Below are 18519 nucleotides of genomic sequence, written 5' to 3'. Positions count from 1 at the left end.
GACGCCGCCGTTCAAACGCGGCGGCGTCACGCTTGCGAGCGCTCGCTCAGAGCGTTTCGGGCAGCCGGTGTGAGTCGTTGTCTACGCAACAGACCAGCACCTCCGCATCCTCGGCGCCCGTGCTCAGATACACGTGCCCCACGGCACTGTCGAAGTAGAGGCTGTCGCCGGGCGACAGCCTGAAGACAGTGCCGTTTTCAAAATGCAGTTCCAGCTCCCCGCCCAGCAGGAACAAAAACTCCTCGCCGCTGTGGCGGATGTAATCGGGAAACGCGTCCATCGTGCGGGCGTGGATGCGTCCGCGCATCGGCACCATGCGCTTGCCCGTGAGGTCGTTGGCGATCATGCCGTACTCGTAGTTCGGCGTGTCGTAAATCATCTGCTTGCCCGCGCGCGTGAGCGACGGCTTCATCGGGCCGGCCGCCTTGCGCTTCCTGCGCCCGAAAATCGTGTCGAAGTCCACGTTCAGCGCGTGCGCGAGCGCCGCGAATTTGTCATAGGTGAGCGCAATGTCGCCGCGCTCGGCCTTCGAAATCGTCGAGACGGCGATGCCCGACAACTCCGATAGCTGCATCAACGTCAGCTCGCGCGCCTTGCGCGCCTCGCGCAGACGCGCGCCGACGGCCGCGTGATCGATTTCCGTTGCCGCCTGTCCGGTTGCCTGCCTGGTGGCCTGCCCGATTGCGTGATTTTGTACTGCGCTCTTTGCCATGGAAGGGACGGTTCCCGGTTACGGGTTTTGTCGTATACGAGAAATGTTTTTTTCTCGTATATGATAACTCGCATCTCGACTCCCTTTTGAAGGAGCAGCGTCGTGGCCTCAATTGCACTGGGAAAAACGGGTCTTTCGAAGGGCCAGGTCATTGCCGCGACGACGCTGGGCACGGCGCTCGAGTACTACGACTTCACGATCTATAGCTTCTTCGCGATCCAGATCGGCAAGCTGTTCTTTCCCTCTGCCTCGCCGGTCAACCAGTTCCTCCTTTCCATCGGCCTGTTCGGCGTGGGCTTCGTGGTGCGTCCACTCGGCGGCATCGTCATCGGCGCCTATGCGGACCGCGCCGGACGCAAGCGCGCCATGGTGCTCACCATCATGCTGATGGCGCTGAGCTGCGCGCTGATCGCCTGCGCGCCGCCGTACGCGGTGGCGGGCATCGCCGCGCCGCTCATCGTGCTTGCGGCGCGCCTGATCCAGGGCTTTGCGGCGGGCGGCGAGTTCGGCCCCGGCACGACGCTGCTCGTGGAATATGCGAGCGACAACACACGCGCGTTCTTCGCAAGCTGGAACTTCGCGGCGACGGCGCTGGGCCTCGCGCTTGGCGCGGCGGTCGCCACGCTCGTGAACGTCCTGCTGCCGAAGGAGGCGGTCGATAGCTGGGGCTGGCGCATTCCATTCCTCGTGGGCATTGTGGCGGCGCCCGTGGGCATGCTGATTCGCCGCCGCCTCGAAGAAACGCTGAGCACGGCGCCCGCACACGGCGCGCCACGAAGCGGCGCGCTGAAGGCGGCGCTCACCATGCATCTGAAACTGACGATACTCGGGACGTTCGCCGAACTCGGCGGCTCGGTGTCCATCTACATCACGGCGTTTTTTCTGCCGAACCACGCCGTGCGCGTGTTGCATCTTTCCTCCACGGCGGCGCTCACGTCGGGCGTGGTCAGCTCGCTCGTGCTGTTCATAGCCGCGCCGCTCGTGGGCAAGCTGGCCGACCGCTACACCCGCAAGCGCGTGCTCGTGATCTCGCGCGTCGTGCTGCTGCTCAGTGTGTATCCGGCGTTCGCATGGCTTTCCGCCGCGCCTTCCATGGCGCTGCTCTGCGCGGTGTCCGCCTTCCTCTCCGTGTTCGTGGCGGGGCAGGTGGTGCCGGTGCTCGTGATGATCCCCGAACTCTTCCCACGCGAAGTACGCGCCACCGGCATTGCGCTGACCTACGTCGTGAGCGCCTCGATCTTCGGCGGATTTTCGCCACTTGTGGCAAGCTGGATCGTTGCGCGCACAGGCAATCCGCTTGCGCCCGCCTGGTATGTGGCGGCTGCCTGCGCCATTTCGCTGATTCCGCTCGTCTGGCTGCGCGACCGTACCGGCGAGGCCATCGGCTGAACACCCCTTCATCAGGAAACCGAACGATGCTTGACAAGACCGAGCTGGTCAGCCTGTCCGCCGTCGAACTGCGCCGCCTGATCGGCGCGAAAGCCATATCGCCCGTTGAACTGCTCGATGCGTGCATCGAGCGCATCGAAGCCGTGAATCCGGCCGTCAACGCGATTACGGCGACGTGTTTCGACGCCGCCCGTGAAGCCGCCAAGGCGGCCGAGCAGGCCGTCATGGACGGCAAACCGCTCGGCCTGCTGCACGGCCTGCCGCTCGGCGTAAAGGATCTCGAAGACACGGCGGGCCTGCTCACGACCTACGGCTCGCCGATGTCGCGCGGCCACGTGCCCTCGCGCGACGTGGTGCTCGTGGAGCGCCTGCGCGCGGCGGGCGCGATTCTCGTGGCGAAGACGAACGTGCCGGAGCTAGGTGCGGGCGCGAATACGCGCAACCCGGTATGGGGTGCAACAGGCAATCCGTTCAACCCCGGACTCAATGCGGGCGGTTCGTCGGGCGGTTCGGCGGCGGCGCTCGCGTGCGACATGCTGCCGGTTTGCACAGGCTCCGACACCGGCGGGTCGCTGCGCATCCCCGCCGCGAAGTGCGGGGTAGTGGGCTTCCGTCCTTCACCGGGGCTTGTGCCCAATTCGCGCCGGCTGCTCGGCTGGACGCCGATCTCGGTGGTCGGGCCGATGGGGCGCGACGTTGCCGAAACGGCGCTGCAACTCGCGGCAACCGCGGGCGAATCGGCTGGCGATCCGCTGAGCTATGCCGTGGATGCCAATGCGTTCGCGTTGCCCGCGCACATGGATCCGTCGACGCTGCGCATCGGCTATACCGAAGACTTCGGCTGCTGCGACGTCGACCCGCAGATTCGCGCCGTATTCCGCGCGCGCATGGCGGAACTCAAGCGCATCGTCCATACCTGCGAGCCGGTGGAATTCGATCTTGGCGACGTGCATCGCTGCTTCGACGTGATCCGCGCGGAGAGCTTCGTCGCGGGCCTGCATGCCGCCTATACGCGTGACCCGGGCGCGCTCGGTCCGAACACGCGCGCGAACTACGAAATGGGCGCGAAGATGTCGCTCTCGGACAGCGCATGGGCGCAAGCGGAGCAAACGCGCATCTACCAGCGCTTCCAGAGCGCGTTCGCGCGCTACGACGTGATCGTTTCGCCCACCACGCCGGTGACGCCGTTCCGGTGGACCGAACTTTATGCGGCACAGATCGACGGCCGCGCGCAAGAGAACTACTACCGCTGGCTCGCGCTCACGTACGTCGTTACGCTCACCACGCATCCTGCGCTCGCGCTGCCATGCGGCGTCGATCACGCGGGCATGCCGTTCGGACTCCAGATCGTAGGTCCGTTCCGCGGCGACATGAAGACGCTCGCGGTCTCGCAGGCGCTGGAAACGGCGTTTTCGGCGTATCCTCTTCTGCGTCGCCCGCGCCCCGATCTCGCGCGCCTGACGCAAGCCAATCCGGCGCTGACGTCCATCGTCACGGCGCCTCCCATTTACGACCCAGCCGGTAGCGACGCTGCCGGCCTATCGGCGGTATGAACATGAGCAACGACATTCAAAGACTGCAAACCAACGCGCGCATGAGCCAGGTGGTGATCGCCAATGGCGTGGTGTATCTCTCGGGCCAGGTGCCCGATACCGCAGGCGCGCCGATCGACGTTCAGGCTACCGAAATCCTCACGCGGATCGACAAGCTGCTCGCATCGGCGGGCGTGGACAAAACGCGCGTGCTGACCGCAAACGTGTGGCTGAGCGACCCGAAGCATTTCGAGGCGTTCAATGCCGTATGGGACGCCTGGGTTCCGCAGGGGCACGCACCCACGCGCGCCTGCGTGCAGGCCTTGCTGATGCGCCCGGGCCTCGACGTCGAAGTGGCCGTCACCGCGCTCGCCTGAGTGCCTTCGAGCCAGGAACATTGCGTGATGAAATTCGATTCGGTCGTGCTTGGCGGCGGTATTGTCGGCGTTTCCGTGGCCTTGCAGTTGCAGCGGCGCGGCCTCTCGGTCGCGCTCGTGGACCGCAGGGCGCCAGGCAACGAAACATCGCACGGCAACGGGGGATTGATTCAGCGCGAGGGTGTCTACCCCTATGCGTTTCCGCGTGAGCTTGCGACGCTGCTGCGCTACGCACGCAACCGCTCGACGGACGTGCGCTATCACCCAGGCGCGATGCCAAAGCTGCTGCCTTTTCTTTATCGCTACTGGCATCATTCGCGCGCCGACCGGCACGCCGAGATCGCTCGCGCGTATGCCACGCTCATCGAGCATTGCGTGACCGAGCATCGCGCGCTGATCGAGGCGGCGGGCGCACAGGCGCTGTTGCGCACCAACGGCTGGATGAAGGTGTTTCGCAGCGCCGCCGCCATGGACGCCACGGTGGCCGAGGCGCAGCGCTGGCAGCGCGAGTACGGCGTGGGCCACGAGGCACTGGACGCCGCGGCGCTGCGCGCCGCCGAGCCCGCGCTCAGCCACGCGCTGGTGGGCGGCGTGCGCTACACCGATTCCGATTCGGTTAGCGATCCGAAGGGATTGGTGACGGCCTACTCGAGGCTCTTCGAGCAGCTAGGCGGCCGCGTGCTGATTGGCGACGCGGCGACGCTCGAGCCGTCGTGGCGCGTCATGACACAAGATGGCCCCGTGCTGGCGAAGTCGGCGGTCATTGCCATGGGGCCGTGGTCGGGTGATCTCACGGCGCGGCTGGGCTACGAATTGCCGCTCGCCGTGAAACGCGGCTATCACATGCATTACGCACTGACGAATGGGGCGAAGCTGAACCAGCCGGTGCTCGACGCCGAAGCAGGCTTCCTGATTACGCCCATGGTGCGCGGCACGCGCCTCACGACCGGCGTCGAACTCGGCTTGCGCGATTCGCCGAAAACGCCCGTTCAGCTCGAAGCCGTGGAGCCACTCGCGCGCAATATCTTCCCGCTGGGCGCGCGGCTCGATGCCGAGCCGTGGCTGGGCCGCCGCCCCTGCACGCCCGACATGATGCCGATCATCGGGCCTGCGCCGAAGCACGACGACCTGTGGTTCGCTTTCGGTCACGCACACCACGGTCTCACGCTCGGCCCGGTCACGGGGCGCCTGATCGCGGAAATGATGACGGGCGCGCCGACGGTGGTGGACCCCCGGCCATTCCGCGTCGAGCGGTTCTGACTTGGCGCGCACCGGCGCACGTGGTTAGAACCGGTAATTGAGCCCCGCGAACGCCGTGATCTCGCGGCGGCTCTCGGTGATCGGGCTGTCGGCGGCGTAATGCTGAAGGCGTCCGAACGTTGCGTTCACCGAACCGACCCAGTGCTTCGAGAAGTCGTGCGTCATGTAGAACGTCATGTGCAGATCGCGAATGCCCGCGCCCGGCGCATAGGCTGGCAAGCCGGATGCCGCGCTCTCGTCCGGCGTCACGCCGAATAGCGTGCGCGTGTAGACGCCGTTGGCCCACGTGAGCCCCGGTCCCACCGAAAACAGCCACCCCGTCAGCGGCAGCGACACATAGAGGTCCGCCGTTGCCGTCGTACCTTGCCCGTGGCCGCTGATGTCCTGATACATCGCAACGGCGCCCGTGAACGCCCACAGCGTGTAATCGGCGAAGAGGCGCAGCTTCGGGCCGTCATCGACATTGCTCAGGCCGTGCAGATGCGGGTCGTCCGACACGGTGCGCGACTGGAAGTCGAAGCTCAGCGAAGCGCCCACATGGTAGTTCTCCGCTGAAATCACGTTCACGCCCAGCACGTCCGGCCCTTGCGAGAAGAAGCGGTCGCGGTACGAGATGTCGAGCGACGGGAACGGATAGACCTTCATGTGGCGCGCGCCCGGATACTCGGGCGCGAAATAGGCGCCCGGACCGATCGAGATTTTCCACGGCGAGTCGGTTGTTGCGGTACTGGCGGTGTCGGTATCGGCCCATGCGTGCGAGGCCAGGGTCAGCGCGGCGACGCACGCCAGCCCTTTCGCTACTGCGGATTGCTTCACGTATTTTTCCTTCCCACTGCCGCCAGTTGGCGCAGACGCCGGGCGAGTGCCTTGGAGACGACCGGCGCGTCCTTCGCGCCGCGTGCGACTTCGCTTTCGCGCAGGAACAGGGCCGTTTCGCGCGCAACGATCTCGCGTTCGTTGTCCGAGGTGATCATGTGATACGAATCGTCGAGCCACAGCGTGCGCAGGAAGTTCGAGCCGATGCGGTCGATCACGTGGCGCGGGTTGCGCGGGCTCGACGTTTCGTCGTCGATCGCGTGGATCACGAGCGTGTCGTTTTCGATCGCGGCGACATCCTTGCGCGCCGCGCGTGCGAGGCGCAGCGCCTGATGCAGCGCGGGCAGCGCGATCGTCGAAGGGCCGACCTCGCTGAAATCGCTGCGCTGCATGGCGCGCGCGATTTTCTTGCGCAGCGCTTCGTTGCGCACGCCGAACGGTTCGGCCTCGCGATAGCGGTAGCGGTGGCGCAGCGGCGTGAAGTACGCCCAGTCGAGGAGGAAGCGATACCACGGGATCGCCCAGCCGTCGTAGGCGAGCGTGAGCGAGAGCAGCGCGAGCGACTGCGCGGCGGGCCGCTCGCGAATCAGACGCAGCGCGAGTGCGCCGCCGATCGAAAGCCCGCAGATCGAGACGCGCTCGTAGCGCGCCGCCAGGGCGTCGAACTCGCGCGTGGCGTTTTCGACCCATTGTTCCATCGGCAACTGGCCGGTGCCGGCGCTATAACCGTCGATGACGGGCGCGCATACCGTGAACCCTTCGCCCTGCAGATAGCGCGCGAGATAGCGCAGTTCGATCGGCGAGCTGGAAAGCCCGTGAAGCATGAGCACGGCGTGGCCGTCGCCTTCGCAGAAAAAGCGAGTGGACTGCACGGCTGTCGTTTCGGGAGCGCCCAGCTCCATGTCGAGCGTCGCCATGTCAGCTCTCCGTGCGCAGCACGAGAAAATCGCCCGCGTGAGTGGTGAAGCGTTCGCAGCTGCAATTGATGTGCCGGTACTCGCGCTTGTGCTGCTCGCTGCGCAGGCGCACGCGATGATGGCCCGGTGACAGGGCGTGCGTGAGGCGCTGCACGTCGTCGGGATGCAGCGCGTCGAAGAGCGGGCCGGGCGCGACTTCGGCGGCGGCCGGCAGCGCTTGCGACATGCTCTGTCCGACGCTTGCGCGCTGGGCGGCATTGCGCTCGAGCCCCTTGATGAGGATGAAGCCTTCGTGATGCTGCGCGAGATGCCGCAGCAGGCGATGCGTTTCATCGACGGCGCGGCGCGCCAGCGCGCGCTCGTTGTCGTGACGCAGTAGCATTTCGTAGCGGGACTGCGCGACCGAGGTGATCAACTGCGCGCGAAACTGCTCGCGCCGCAGACGCTCGATCAGCGTGATCACGATGATCGTGACGAGCGGATAGGACACCATCAGGATCACATCGCGCGTGTCGAGGAACGTAATGTAATTGTAGGGAGGCACGAACATATAGTCCGCAATGGCGAGACCCAGCACCATCACGGTCAGCGCAGGCGCGAGGCCGAGGAAGTATTCGACCAGCGAAGCGGCGATACAGAACGTCGTGCCCGGCATCATCGGGCCGAGCAGGGGATGCAGCGCGAAGCGGATGGCGCTCGCGAGCGCGAGCGCGCCAGCGGCAATGCACCACCGGCGCGGGCCTCTTGGCGCCCAGAGGCGGGCGTTACGAACTTTCATGGTTTCCCGGGTCGCCCGCCGCGTGACGGGCCGTCGCGCGCGTATTGCGCACGGGCAATCGCTGACGCTTTAGTTGTAAGCAGTGCAAGGAATTCGACAGGAACGGCAGAACCGCGCGGCGGTGACCGGCCTGTCACCGTCAGCGCTCTGACGATTTTTTCGAGTCCCGGATATTACCACTGTTTACAAACGTCGGATCGACGATACGAGGCCGCCGGGAAACCGTCGCCGGATTCAGACGTCAGGATTCGACGTCGGCCAGGCTGAATATTCCGGTCTTGTCGTTATACGAAAAGATCTCGGCATAGCGGCCCCAGGCGATCACGGCGTCGAGCGTTTCCTGCGCGGCGTCGTCGGCAAGCAGGTCCTCCAGTTCCTGTTCGAAGCGCACGCGCGGGGCGCGATGTCCGGGGCGCTCGTTAAGCACCGTGCTGATCCGCGCGGCGAGCGGCACGTTGCGCAGCAGGTGTTCGGCGAACATCAGCTTGCGCTCCTGCGTATTGAATTCGTTGAAGGTCTTGCCCGCGTGCGTGAGCACCACGTCGCCTTCGCTGACCTCCGCAAAGCCGAGGTGCTGCAGCATTTCCGCGACCGGGAAGAGCTCGTTGATTTCCAGTTGCAGCGTTCGCGAGATTTCCGGCATGTCCGCGCGGCCGTTGTAGGGCGCGGCGGCCAGCGTTTCGATCAGGCCCGCCATCAGGTTGACCGACACGCCCGGCAGCGAGCTGCCCGGCTCGAGTTCGGGTTTCGCCGGCGCGCCCGCCTGGCGTGCGGTCATCTTTGCGTAGATGTCGTCGACGAGCTTGCGGAACACCGGGTCGAGACGATTGCGCGGATGCTTGAACGGCACCGGAATTTCGGCCACCACGCGGCCCGGGTTCGACGACAACACGAGAATGCGATCGCACATGAATACCGCTTCCTCGATATTGTGCGTGACGATCAGCACCGACTTGATCGGCAGGCGGCCTTGCGTCCACAGGTCGAGCAGGTCAGTGCGCAGCGTTTCGGCCGTGAGCACGTCGAGCGCGGAGAAGGGCTCGTCCATCAGCATCAGCGTGGGATCGACCACGAGCGCGCGCGCGAAGCCCACTCGCTGGCGCATGCCGCCCGAAAGCTCGCGCGGATAGGCGTTTTCGAAGCCGTCCAGACCGATCAGGTCGATGGCGGCGAGCGCGCGCTTGCGTCGCTCGTGCGGGCCGACGCCGATCGCCTCCAGTCCGGCCTCGACGTTTTCCAGCACCGTGAGCCACGGGAACAGCGCGAAGGTCTGGAACACCATCGCGACGCCTTCCGCCGGACCGCGCAGCGGCTTGCCGAGGTAGTTCACGTTGCCGCTGGTGGGCGGAATCAGGCCGGCGATGATACGCAGCAGCGTGGACTTGCCAGAGCCCGAGCGGCCCAGCAAGCCAACGATCTCACCTTCACGCAGCGTGACGTCCACGTCGTCGAGCACCAGTTGCTCGCTCGGGTTCTTGCCGAAACCGCGGCACACATGCTGGACACACAGCACCTCCTGGCCGGTGCGGGGCTGCGTCTGCGGCATGTCGGGAGTGGTCGTTTTGAGGTTTTGCATGAGATTGATACTCAATCAAGACGAAGACAGGACTCGGCATACGCGTATAACAGCCGATTCATGGCGAAACGAAAAGCGCGTGAAAGGGAATGTTCACCTCACGGCCACGATCAGGGAACGCCTCGCTTTTCCAACGATGGCGAATCTTCGTGACCGGAGTTTGGCAGAACTTAGGAAAACCGGGACTTGATCCGGCGCCACAGGTCTTTCCAGGGGTGACGGCGAACGGGTTCGAGCGACAGCAGCGCTTCGTAGTGTGAGCGCGCCTCGTTGACGTGAGGCAGATGCGACAAAAGCAGACCGAACATCATGATGTTTCTCCGGACGTCTGGCGTGTATGGGCGAGTGCAAAGCCCGCAGACGTTCGGTCGCCGCGCAGTCGGCGCGGTTGCATGGGTCTACGTGCTTTCCTCGGACGAGCCTGAAGGCAAGCGGTAAGGGCAACTGTCACTGTCGGGCATGTCGGCTCCTGTTCATGCTGGGCGCACGCCGGCACTCGCCACGAAGGGGCGGCAGGCGTACGGCGGCCGCGGGCGCAAGCGCTCGCGAGGTTGCGTCAACGCGTACGCGAGCGGAGCCCGCGTCGGCATGGCGCTATGGTTTGGGCTGCACGAAGGAAGACTGCTACGGCGCGCACCGTCTGCCTGCTGGCAGGACGGCGGCTCGGGAAAGGGAGCGGATGTCCTGCCGGTCAGGCAGCGAAACTATTCGAAGGTCGACTACTGCTACTGTCCAAGGCGTCGGCCCCATTGAGAAGACGGGCGAATTCTAGTCTCGGTAAAAACACCAAGTCAACCAAAATTGCTAAGCAGAGCAGAGATTCAATTCTGAAGGTTGAAGAAACGCGGTTGAAAGAAATTGGAGTCTGCGGGGCTGTTGCGCAGGCCTCGTCTTTATGCTTTTTTTACTTGCGTTTTTATCTGCGTGCCCAATACAATCCGCCCCGTCATAGCAAAGGAGTCCTCCGTGGACGCATGTTCCAGCAGTGGAAGTCCGATGCCGGCCAGCGCCGGCAGCACAACCGCGAGATAGTCGCCGCAGGTTCACTCCTTCGCCGCTAACTCGCTTATGCCGGGTTAGCGCGCTTCGTTACCGACTGGTCTCAGTCGCCTTTGCGACCAGTCTCTCAGCAGCACGCTCCCTCTGATTGATTGCCATTTGCAAGCTTGCTTGCAGAAATGGCTGCGCTTTCGCATTTCGTCCGCTTATCGCAGCGGCCAACGCGGAGGGATGATGTTCGTCTTTCTCTTTCCTGTCTTTCAACTGCGCGCGTTGCGGGCTGTCTGCCGTCGCGCACGGGTTCTGGTGGCTGCAGCGGCGCTCGCCCGCCTGCACGGCTTCGCTTTCGCGGCTGCGGTTCGCGCCACGCCCGCCGGCGTGCGCCGCCGTTCGATGCGCCTCGCACGCCGCGCGGCGCACATGGCGGCACGCGGCGCGCTGCGCACCGTTCACGCGGGGCATCCGCTCACGCCCACGGGTTACGTGCTTCTCGGCGCGACCGTAGCGGCAGCCGCGCCGGTTTCGCTGCTGTGCGCGCCCGCGTCCGACACTGAGCCGGAGCATCCTTTATGGCCGCGTTTGCGCTTCGCGTAGACAACCTGCGCGCCGGACACAGTTTCATCAAGCTTCGCAGGCACGCTCTGCGCTGAATAGCGGACTCGTCCGCAACTTACTACAGCCCCACAAATACTATGAAAAACATCCTCAAGAGCAGGCTGCTCGGTTCGCGCGGCCCCATTACGCTGAGCGCTGTCCTCTCGCTGGGCGTCGTGCCTGCCGCCTTCGCGCAGACCAGCGGCGAAAATGCGCCCGCTCAACCGGCTTCGCCTGCTTCTCCTGCTTCGTCATCCGGCGCAGCGGATCAGCAACAAGCGCCCGCTGCCGATCAGAACGCAGCCGCGCCCACGGGCCTTTGGGAACGCTCGAACCTCTTTGGCGATATGGGCGGCTTGCGGCCCTGGCTCGCGCAGTACGGCTTGTCGTTCGGCCTGCAGGAAACCAGTGAGTACATGGGCAACGTGAGCGGCGGCACGAGTCGTGGAGGCGCCTATCAAGGCGTCACCGAATTCAGCCTCGGCATGGACACGCAGAAGGCGTTCGGTTTGCCTGGCGGCATCTTCAATGTGTCCGGCTTCCAGATTCACGGCACGAGCCTGACTGCGCGCAACCTGCAAACGCTGCAGAACGCGAGCGGCATCGAGGCCGATGCCTCGACCCGCCTGTGGGAGTTGTGGTACCAGCAGACGCTGCCTGGCGGCAAGGTCGACGTGAAGGTCGGTCAGCAAAGCCTCGACCAGGAGTTCATGGTCAGCCAGTACGCGAATACGTTCATGAACGCGACGTTCGGCTGGTCGGTGCTGCCGTCCGTCGATCTGCCCGCGGGCGGCCCCGCGTATCCGCTTTCGTCGCTCGGCGTGCGCGTGCGCGCTACGCCTACGGACGCGATTACCGTGCTCGGCGGCGTATTCGACGGTAACCCGGCGCCGGGCGAGGGCGACCCGCAAAAGCTCAACGCGAGCGGCACGAATTTCAATCTGGGCAACCGGGCTCTGGTGATCGGCGAAATTCAATATGCAATCAATCAGCCGCCCGCCAATAATTCGGACCCCAAACCAAGCGGAATGCCTGGAACCTACAAGCTTGGCTTCTGGTACAACAGCAACCGTTTCGCCGATCCGGCAACGGGCGTGACGGGCGTGGGCGGCCCGGTTAGCCATCGGGGCAACTACAGCATCTATGCCGTGGCGGACCAGATGGTGTGGCGTCCGAGCGCCGATAGTCCGCAGTCGGTGGGGGTGTTCGCGCGCGTGATGGGCGCGCCCGGCGACCGCAACCTGGTGGACCTCGGGGTCAACGCGGGCGTGACGCTCAAGGCGCCGTTCAAGGGACGCGACAACGACGTGGCCGGCCTGGCGGTTGGCTACGCGCACATCGGCTCGCATGCGCAGGACTACGCGAGCGCCCAGGCGATCTCGGCGCCCGGCTACCCGTCGCGCAGCGCCGAGACGGTTCTGGAAGCGACTTACCAGTATCAGATCGCGCCGTGGTGGCAATTGCAGGCGGACTTTCAGTACTTCTTCCGGCCGGCCGGCGGCATTCCGGACCCGCAGAATCCGTCGCGGCGGATTGGCGACGAGGCGGTGCTCGGCCTGCGTACGACAGTCGCGTTCTGATTGGAAAACGTCGTTCCTACCGCCGGATTGGCGGCGGCAGGAACGTGCAGGATGACGAAATGCTGTGTTGCGCGCATGAAGAGACGAGCGAAAGACGAGGGAAGACCCCGATTGGTCGGACTTGCGATTGATCTAGACTCCAAGGGCGAGTGCTGCGCAGCTTTTCGATGCGGCACCAGTTTCCAAACGCAGATTTCGTTCCATGAAGCATCCGATCCAGGGATGGCTTTTGGGTGTCTCTCTTCTGGCGCTTGCCAGCGTCTCGGCGGCCGAACCCGCCAAGGCGGCGCACACCCAGAAGCCTGTCCAGAAGCACGTCCAAAAGCACGTCCAGAAGGACGCGAGGGGCCACGCCCCGAAACACGCCGTTGCGGCCGCACCAGCGCCGGCGGCGCCATCCGTCTCTTTGCCTGCAATTGCGAAGCGCTTCGAGTACCAGTCGCCGTTTGAACGGCAGTACGACGCGCATCTGGCGAAAACCACCGCCGCAACGCCTGGCATTCCGGACGATACCGACGCCACGCTCGATCCGGGCGCGAGCGGGACGCGCACGCCGGGCGCCCAGGTCGACAGCAATGGCGTGCCGAACCAGGCGCTGCATCCGCAAACGCCGCCGCTCGTCACCGTCGGCGACTGGGATCTCTCAGCCGACGCGCATCTGCCGTTGACGCGCTCGCATGACACCGGTGCGGCGATTAGCGCCCGGCGCGGCTTCTAGAACGAACATCCCCCTGTCACCCGCTTCCTTACCGCTGCGAGGTAATTGGTAAGGCATTGCCGTTGTGACACGTTGCTCCCGGGAATGCGAATGAGGCGAGTCAGTAAGCTGACAAGCTCAACTACCGCAAAAAAGATCCTCCCCGGACCCACGCCCCATGTCACAACGACGCCCAACCTGTTCGCGCATCCTGGGTCAGCTCCTGCTTCCCGTGCTGCTCAGCTCGACGCTGATGCTGCAGGGCTGCGCGACGACCGCGGAAAATCTTGCTCTGGGTTTTGGTATCGGCTCGGTCGGTACCCTCTCCGCCCTGGGTTGCCTGCTCGCCTGCCAGATGAACGACGCGCGCTGGTAACCGGCGCTCAGTAGTACATCCAGCGCCCGTACTGCGGCGACCAGTACACCCAGCGCGCCGGCGGTTGCTGGTACTGCGCGCCCCACGGTGCGGGCGGCGGGTAGTAAGCGGGCCGGGGCTGCGCGTACATGGGTTGCCGCTGCGGGTATTGCTGCTGGGCGTATTGCTGCGCATACACCGGTTGCTGCTGCGCATAGGCGGGCGGCTGCGCGTAGGCCGGCCGCTGCTGTGCATACGCCGGCTGCTGGGCATAGCCATACGGCTGGGGCGGCGGCGCGTATTGCCGGGCTTGCGGTGGGACCTGTTGCTGGACCCGTGGCTGCGCCGGTTGGTAGTAGGGTTGGGCGTAACCTTGGCCCTGCGTCGAGTAGATCTGCGCGGAGCGCGGCGGCTCCGGTTCGTCGACGGTTTCGTCGTTCGCCAGCGACTCCGGCGGCGCGACGTCGTCCTGCGCGGGCTGCGTTGCCGCGACGGCGCGATGGTTCGCGCTCGCCTGCGCGTAGGCGTGCGGCTGCGCTTGCGGCTGCCGTGCGGCCGCAGCCGGCGCAGCGTCGGCGGCTTTCGCAACGGTGGTGCGCGCGTTCGTCTGCTCGAGAGCCGGCGCTGCCGCTGCGGCCGGAGCCGCGGCAGTGGAATCCTGGACGTCTTGCGCCTCTTGAGTGGCCTGAGTGCTTTGTTCGCTTTGCGCGCCTTGCCCATCCGCGAGTGGCTTGACCACGACCGGCACGGTCATGACCGTCGAGACCTCGCCCGCGTCGCTATACGCATGCTTGATGTCGAGGATGGGCTTCTGCGCCGCCGCGCCGGCAGCCTTCTTCGCAGGCGCAGCGGCGGGAGCCGCCGCCTGCGCCATCTCCTCCCTGGCTGCCTTGTAACCCCGGTCATAGGCCGCCTGGACTTCGCGGTCCTGCGCCGCGGCGTCGTCTTCCTTGCTATAGGCGTGGGACGCTGCCGATACTGCGCAGCCCGTTGCAAGCAATGCGATGGCCGTCGCGTGCCGTGCGGTCGTGTCCATGGAGGGACCTCTAATTCTGTTTTTCGATGACTTCATCGTACTACGCGGATGGTGACATTCAAGCGGCGGGAAACCCCCTGGGTATGCAGCCGAACGCAAGCGCTCAACCCGGCGACGCTTGCCCCAGCAACCACTGCCGGAATGCGGCCAGGCGGCTCTGCCTGATGTCGATCGTGCGGCACGAAACGAAATGCGTTTCGCGTAAAAAGCGCGTGAAGCGGTCGGCGCCCACCTCCACCAGATCGCCGCGCGCAAGCTCGCGCTCGGCGAGGCGCGTGCTTTCGAGCACGACGCCCATGCCGTCGGCCGCCGCCGAAATCGCGAGCGCCGCGCGATCGAACGAGGGCCGCGGCCGGTCGGTCAACGGCAGGCCGTTCGCGGCGAACCAGTCGCACCAGGTCACGCGGCTCAACGGGCTGTCGATCAGCGTGGCCTCCTGCATCAACGCTTCCACCGAGCCCGCGCTCGCCAGCAACGCGGGTGAGCACATCGGCACGAGCGGTTCGACGCCTAGCGCCACCGTCTCCACGCCCGGCCGCTCCAGCGCGCCGCCGTACGAAATCGCCACGTCGATTTCCTGAGCGCGCGTGAGGTCAAGCGGCTCCGGTCCGGTGGAAAGCCGCAGCGTGATGTTGGGGTGATGGCGCGCGAAGTCGGCGAGCCTGGGCCCGAGCCATTTCACGGCGAAACTCGGCGCGCTGTATACGGCGAGCACCTGGGCCTGAGGCGCAAGCGAGACTTCGGTGCAGGCCGACTCGATGACATCGAACACCCGGCTCAGGCTGTCGAGCAGACGCAGCGCCTCGGGGGTTGGATCGATGCGGCGATTGCGCCGGATGAAGAGCGGTCGCCCGAAATACGCCTCGAGATCCTTGACCTGATGGCTGATCGCCGATGGCGTGAGATGGAGTTCGCGTGCCGCGAGCGCGAAGCTCTGGAGCCGTGCCGCGGCTTCAAAGGCGCGCAGCAGCACAAAATTCGGAATTTTGCGCACGTTCGACCCCGAGATAGGTGAATGCGGCTCATGTTTTCATGAACATCCATCGTTTGTCAACGCGTCGAGAGCCGGACAAGATGTCAGCCATTGCACACAAGGATTTCAAGGGAGACGCAGCATGTCCGAAGTGATGGAGACGGCCCAGGCCACGAAGGCAATCGACCTGAACGGTCGCATCTCGATCTATCAGCCCGAGCAGAAGGATCTGATTTTCCGATGGCCGTGCACTTCTCGCAGGTCAAGGTCTCGAACCTGATTCTCGCGGACCACGAAGGCCGCGTGGTCGAAGGCAAGTACGCGATCAACCGCGCCGGCTTCGTGCTGCACGCGGCCGTGCACGAAGCGCACCCCGACATCGTGGCGATGTGCCATGCGCATACCGTCTACGGCACCGCTTTCGCGGCGCTCGGCAAGAAGATCGAGCCGATCACCCAGGACGCCTGCGCGTTCTTCGAAGACCACGTCGTGATTGGCGACGAAGCGGGCCAGGTCGCGGTGGAAGTGAAGGCCGGCCACAAGGTCGCCAACGCGTTCGCCGGCGTGAAGGCTGCGATTCACCAGAACCACGGCTTGCTGACGTGTTCCAGGCGCTGGCCCGCGCAAGTTATCGGGATTCCGAAAGAGTTGCCGATGCCGAATAGCCGAGTTGCGTCGCCGCTTTTTCCGCGAGCGCGAGGAGCGCGCTGTCGGTCGTTGGCGTAGGCGGAACGACGTAGAGATCGGCGATATCGGTCACCGGGTCGCTGAACGGCGTTGGCGCACTGCGCTGGGCGTGCAGAAAATCGCGTATCGGCGCAGGGTCCGCGAGGCCCAGGAAGCGGCTGATACTTGCTATCGTCGTGTCCGCATCCTCGATGAGATCGCGATAGCCGATCGTCAATGTCTGCTCCTCCGGGATTTCAGCGAAAAAGTCGATGATCTCGGTCACATACTGACCCCATACGCGCACACCGTCGTTGATGGACCCGATCCAGTGCTTGCGCACAAGCGAATTGGCGACCCAGCCAGGATCGCGATGAAGATGGATGAAGCGAGCGTGGGGCAGCAACTCGTGGATGAGCCTCAGGCACGACCCGGAGCGCGGCGGGCGCTCGATAGCGCCGAAGCGGCCGGAAAGAATCGTCGGATCCGCGTAAGGCGGATGCTTGTCGCCCCAGATCGGCGCCGACATGTCGAGGTCTTCGCGATAGAAGCGCTCGACCCAGGCGCCGAGCGTGCGGCGGCTAAACGCGTTGAAGCGGTCGCGGCAGGCCGCGCCCAGCAGGTCGGGGCGCTGGCTGCCCACATCCAGCATCTCCTTGACCAGCGCGAAAACGCGGCACTCGTTGGTGAGCTGGATGTGCGGGTGCGCATTGAGAACCGAGCAGAGGAACGTCGTTCCCGAGCGGGGTGCGCCGACAATGAATAGCGGAAAAGAATGCATTCTGCCCTCTCCCCTGTTGCGTCCTGCGCCATTGCTTCGTTTGCACCGATGTTACCTGCCGACGCTGGCGCGAAACTGACGCCGCGATGGCCAAGGTGACAAAGCGGTTGCGGCGGTTACGGCTCCAATGCGGTTACTGGAGCATATGCGCGCCGCGGTTTCATCAGCATGAGCGCGCCGGCGCAGGCCAGCGCCGGCAGCGCGAGCATGGCGAAGATGGCGTTGAAATTCCACCCGAGCCCGAGCAGTGCCGCGCCGGCGAATGAACCGGCCATGCCGCCCACGCGACCGATGCCCTGCATCCACGCCACGCCCGTAGTGCGGGCTTCGGTTGGGTAGATCATGGAGGCGTAGGTGGACATCGAGGTCGCCGCGCTCGTGACGAGCGAGCCGCACAGAAAGAGCGCAACGCCGAGCAACATGGGATGCTCCACGCTCGCCCCCATCACGGCGACGAGCAGCGCCGCGAGCAGGTAGCCGACGACGATCGTCCTGTTGGCGCCGAAGCTGTCCATCAGACGGCCGGCAATGAGGTTGCCGATCAGGCCGCCAAGCGGAAACACGGAAGCCATCAACGCGCCGTGCTCCACGCTGAAACCGGCCTTGCGCAGCAGTGTGGGCATCCAGTTCGTCATGAAGTAGTAGACCAGGAGGCTCATGAACATCGTGAGCCACAGCAGCAACGTGCGGCGCCGATAGTCGTGCGCCAGCAGCAGCGCGAGTGCCGGTTTGCCTCGCGCTTTATCCTGCGTTTCCGAAGGCGCGGTGCGGGCGACGAAGGTGCATCCCGTGAAGTCCCTGGCCGGCGCAACGCGGCGCAGAATGCGTGCGACACGGCGTTCGTTGCCGGGCCGCAGCGCGAGAAATTGTGCGGATTCCGGCTGAAATACGAGCAGGACGAGGGCCAGCGCGAGTGGCCCGACGCCGCCCGCCATCAGCACGCTGCGCCAGCCGAAATGCGGAATGAGCCATGCCGAGGCCGCGCCGCCCGCCATGAGGCCGCACGAGAATCCGCAGTACATGGCGTTGACGGAGAGGGCGCGCACACGCTGCGGTGCGTATTCGGACATCATGGTGATGGTCGTGGGCATCGCAGCGCCGAGCCCGAGTCCGGTGATAAAGCGCAGTGCGGTGAGCGAAGCGATCGACTGGGCCTGCGCGGCGATGAGCGTGCAGATGCCAAAGGCCGCGACCGACGCAACGAGCACGCACTTGCGACCGAAGCGGTCTGCCACCGGCCCGGCCAGAATCGCGCCGAGGCCGAGTCCCGCGAGCGCGGCACTCATTACGGCGCCCAGCTCGCCGCGCGCCACGCCCCATTCCTGGACGAGCGACGGCGCAATGAAACCGATGGCGGCGGTGTCGTATCCGTCCGCCATGACGATCAGGAATCCAAAAAGGAGAACGAGCCAGTGCAATGGAGCGAAGCGCTCGGCGTCGATGAACGATTGAACGTCGATGGGGTGGGGTATGCGATTCAT

General features: G+C 65.2%; 18 protein-coding genes and 1 pseudogene. 9 read left to right on the top strand and 10 right to left on the bottom strand.

Translation table 11 applies throughout. From position 1 onward, the window contains the following. Positions 1-46 precede the first annotated feature (46 nt). The gene (locus M3A49_RS28685; RefSeq protein WP_266232031.1) at positions 47-712 is read right to left on the bottom strand and encodes a helix-turn-helix domain-containing protein; all 666 of its coding nucleotides are present in this window, start codon (positions 710-712) and stop codon (positions 47-49) included. Positions 713-814: 102 nt separating this feature from the next. Here M3A49_RS28685 and M3A49_RS28680 point away from each other — a divergent pair, with 102 nt between their 5' ends. From M3A49_RS28680 to M3A49_RS28665, 4 genes are read left to right on the top strand one after another with little or no spacing between them, the layout of a single operon-like run. After that, positions 815-2101, top strand: a complete 1287-nt coding sequence (locus tag M3A49_RS28680) for an MFS transporter (RefSeq protein ID WP_266232030.1) — start codon at positions 815-817, stop codon at positions 2099-2101. Positions 2102-2127: 26 nt separating this feature from the next. Beyond that, the gene (locus M3A49_RS28675; protein WP_266232029.1) at positions 2128-3654 is read left to right on the top strand and encodes an amidase; all 1527 of its coding nucleotides are present in this window, start codon (positions 2128-2130) and stop codon (positions 3652-3654) included. A 2-nt stretch (positions 3655-3656) separates the two neighbouring features. Next, positions 3657-4010 (top strand): RidA family protein, encoded by a 354-nt coding sequence (locus M3A49_RS28670; RefSeq protein WP_028205794.1) that lies wholly within the window; start codon positions 3657-3659, stop codon positions 4008-4010. A 27-nt stretch (positions 4011-4037) separates the two neighbouring features. Further along, positions 4038-5270, top strand: a complete 1233-nt coding sequence (locus M3A49_RS28665; RefSeq protein ID WP_266232028.1) for an NAD(P)/FAD-dependent oxidoreductase — start codon at positions 4038-4040, stop codon at positions 5268-5270. A 24-nt stretch (positions 5271-5294) separates the two neighbouring features. On the opposite strand, the gene M3A49_RS28660 is transcribed toward M3A49_RS28665, so the two are convergent. The 5 genes from M3A49_RS28660 to M3A49_RS28640 form a co-directional block, all read right to left on the bottom strand. Further along, entirely contained in the window at positions 5295-6086 is a 792-nt protein-coding gene (locus tag M3A49_RS28660) for a MipA/OmpV family protein (protein WP_375541842.1), read from the bottom strand. Next, a complete protein-coding gene (locus M3A49_RS28655; protein WP_266232111.1) occupies positions 6083-6988 on the bottom strand; it encodes an alpha/beta hydrolase in 906 nt (301 codons plus the stop codon). The genes M3A49_RS28660 and M3A49_RS28655 overlap by 4 nt, the downstream gene beginning before the upstream one ends. 16 nt (positions 6989-7004) lie before the next feature. Continuing rightward, complete coding sequence (locus tag M3A49_RS28650; protein WP_028205798.1) at positions 7005-7781, bottom strand: DUF4118 domain-containing protein; 777 nt, start codon at positions 7779-7781, stop codon at positions 7005-7007. A 241-nt stretch (positions 7782-8022) separates the two neighbouring features. Next, positions 8023-9357, bottom strand: a complete 1335-nt coding sequence (locus tag M3A49_RS28645; protein ID WP_266232027.1) for a nitrate/sulfonate/bicarbonate ABC transporter ATP-binding protein — start codon at positions 9355-9357, stop codon at positions 8023-8025. Between the two features lie 170 nt (positions 9358-9527). Next, positions 9528-9668, bottom strand: coding sequence for a hypothetical protein (locus tag M3A49_RS28640; protein ID WP_266232026.1), 141 nt, complete (start codon positions 9666-9668; stop codon positions 9528-9530). 919 nt (positions 9669-10587) lie between these two features. Between M3A49_RS28640 and M3A49_RS28635 the strand changes: the two genes are divergently transcribed. The 4 genes from M3A49_RS28635 (at position 10588) to M3A49_RS28620 (ending at position 13603) form a co-directional block, all read left to right on the top strand. Continuing rightward, positions 10588-10950 (top strand): hypothetical protein, encoded by a 363-nt coding sequence (locus M3A49_RS28635; protein ID WP_266232025.1) that lies wholly within the window; start codon positions 10588-10590, stop codon positions 10948-10950. 98 nt (positions 10951-11048) lie between these two features. Next, positions 11049-12530 (top strand): carbohydrate porin, encoded by a 1482-nt coding sequence (locus M3A49_RS28630; RefSeq protein ID WP_266232024.1) that lies wholly within the window; start codon positions 11049-11051, stop codon positions 12528-12530. Between the two features lie 202 nt (positions 12531-12732). Further along, positions 12733-13248, top strand: coding sequence for a hypothetical protein (locus M3A49_RS28625; RefSeq protein ID WP_266232023.1), 516 nt, complete (start codon positions 12733-12735; stop codon positions 13246-13248). 157 nt (positions 13249-13405) lie between these two features. Beyond that, a complete protein-coding gene (locus M3A49_RS28620) occupies positions 13406-13603 on the top strand; it encodes a hypothetical protein (RefSeq protein ID WP_266232022.1) in 198 nt (65 codons plus the stop codon). A gap of 7 nt (positions 13604-13610) precedes the next feature. On the opposite strand, the gene M3A49_RS28615 is transcribed toward M3A49_RS28620, so the two are convergent. Both M3A49_RS28615 and M3A49_RS28610 read right to left on the bottom strand, forming a co-directional pair. Further along, positions 13611-14618 (bottom strand): hypothetical protein, encoded by a 1008-nt coding sequence (locus tag M3A49_RS28615; RefSeq protein ID WP_266232021.1) that lies wholly within the window; start codon positions 14616-14618, stop codon positions 13611-13613. A gap of 103 nt (positions 14619-14721) precedes the next feature. Then, on the bottom strand, positions 14722-15612 hold the full coding sequence (locus tag M3A49_RS28610; protein ID WP_266232020.1) for a LysR substrate-binding domain-containing protein: 891 nt from the start codon (positions 15610-15612) through the stop codon (positions 14722-14724). Between the two features lie 121 nt (positions 15613-15733). Here M3A49_RS28610 and M3A49_RS28605 point away from each other — a divergent pair. Next, positions 15734-16203: pseudogene (locus tag M3A49_RS28605) on the top strand (class II aldolase/adducin family protein); the annotation flags it as partial. A 16-nt stretch (positions 16204-16219) separates the two neighbouring features. On the opposite strand, the gene M3A49_RS28600 reads toward M3A49_RS28605, so the two are convergent. Then, positions 16220-17038 carry a sulfotransferase family protein gene (locus M3A49_RS28600; RefSeq protein ID WP_266232019.1) on the bottom strand — a complete coding sequence of 273 codons (819 nt, stop codon included), beginning with the start codon at positions 17036-17038 and terminating at the stop codon, positions 16220-16222. A gap of 116 nt (positions 17039-17154) precedes the next feature. Then, positions 17155-18519, bottom strand: coding sequence for an MFS transporter (locus tag M3A49_RS28595; protein ID WP_266232018.1), 1365 nt, complete (start codon positions 18517-18519; stop codon positions 17155-17157).

Source organism: Paraburkholderia sp. CNPSo 3076 (assembly GCF_026343935.1).
Lineage (GTDB): Bacteria > Pseudomonadota > Gammaproteobacteria > Burkholderiales > Burkholderiaceae > Paraburkholderia > Paraburkholderia nodosa.
The sequence above is the reverse complement of the archived record's forward strand: the minus strand, read 5'-3'. Positions and strand labels throughout refer to the sequence as shown.

Excerpts from the sequence above, each read along its gene's own strand:
- M3A49_RS28620 (WP_266232022.1), top strand. The coding sequence starts at position 13,406 with ATGTCACAACGACGCCCAACCTGTTCGCGCATCCTGGGTCAGCTCCTG.
- M3A49_RS28625 (WP_266232023.1), top strand. The coding sequence starts at position 12,733 with ATGAAGCATCCGATCCAGGGATGGCTTTTGGGTGTCTCTCTTCTGGCG.
- M3A49_RS28630 (WP_266232024.1), top strand. The coding sequence starts at position 11,049 with ATGAAAAACATCCTCAAGAGCAGGCTGCTCGGTTCGCGCGGCCCCATT.
- M3A49_RS28595 (WP_266232018.1), bottom strand. The coding sequence starts at position 18,519 with ATGAATCGCATACCCCACCCCATCGACGTTCAATCGTTCATCGACGCC.
- M3A49_RS28670 (WP_028205794.1), top strand. The coding sequence starts at position 3,657 with ATGAGCAACGACATTCAAAGACTGCAAACCAACGCGCGCATGAGCCAG.
- M3A49_RS28615 (WP_266232021.1), bottom strand. The coding sequence starts at position 14,618 with ATGGACACGACCGCACGGCACGCGACGGCCATCGCATTGCTTGCAACG.
- M3A49_RS28645 (WP_266232027.1), bottom strand. The coding sequence starts at position 9,357 with ATGCAAAACCTCAAAACGACCACTCCCGACATGCCGCAGACGCAGCCC.
- M3A49_RS28655 (WP_266232111.1), bottom strand. The coding sequence starts at position 6,988 with ATGGAGCTGGGCGCTCCCGAAACGACAGCCGTGCAGTCCACTCGCTTT.
- M3A49_RS28665 (WP_266232028.1), top strand. The coding sequence starts at position 4,038 with ATGAAATTCGATTCGGTCGTGCTTGGCGGCGGTATTGTCGGCGTTTCC.
- M3A49_RS28600 (WP_266232019.1), bottom strand. The coding sequence starts at position 17,038 with ATGCATTCTTTTCCGCTATTCATTGTCGGCGCACCCCGCTCGGGAACG.
- M3A49_RS28675 (WP_266232029.1), top strand. The coding sequence starts at position 2,128 with ATGCTTGACAAGACCGAGCTGGTCAGCCTGTCCGCCGTCGAACTGCGC.
- M3A49_RS28650 (WP_028205798.1), bottom strand. The coding sequence starts at position 7,781 with ATGAAAGTTCGTAACGCCCGCCTCTGGGCGCCAAGAGGCCCGCGCCGG.
- M3A49_RS28685 (WP_266232031.1), bottom strand. The coding sequence starts at position 712 with ATGGCAAAGAGCGCAGTACAAAATCACGCAATCGGGCAGGCCACCAGG.
- M3A49_RS28635 (WP_266232025.1), top strand. The coding sequence starts at position 10,588 with ATGATGTTCGTCTTTCTCTTTCCTGTCTTTCAACTGCGCGCGTTGCGG.
- M3A49_RS28640 (WP_266232026.1), bottom strand. The coding sequence starts at position 9,668 with ATGATGTTCGGTCTGCTTTTGTCGCATCTGCCTCACGTCAACGAGGCG.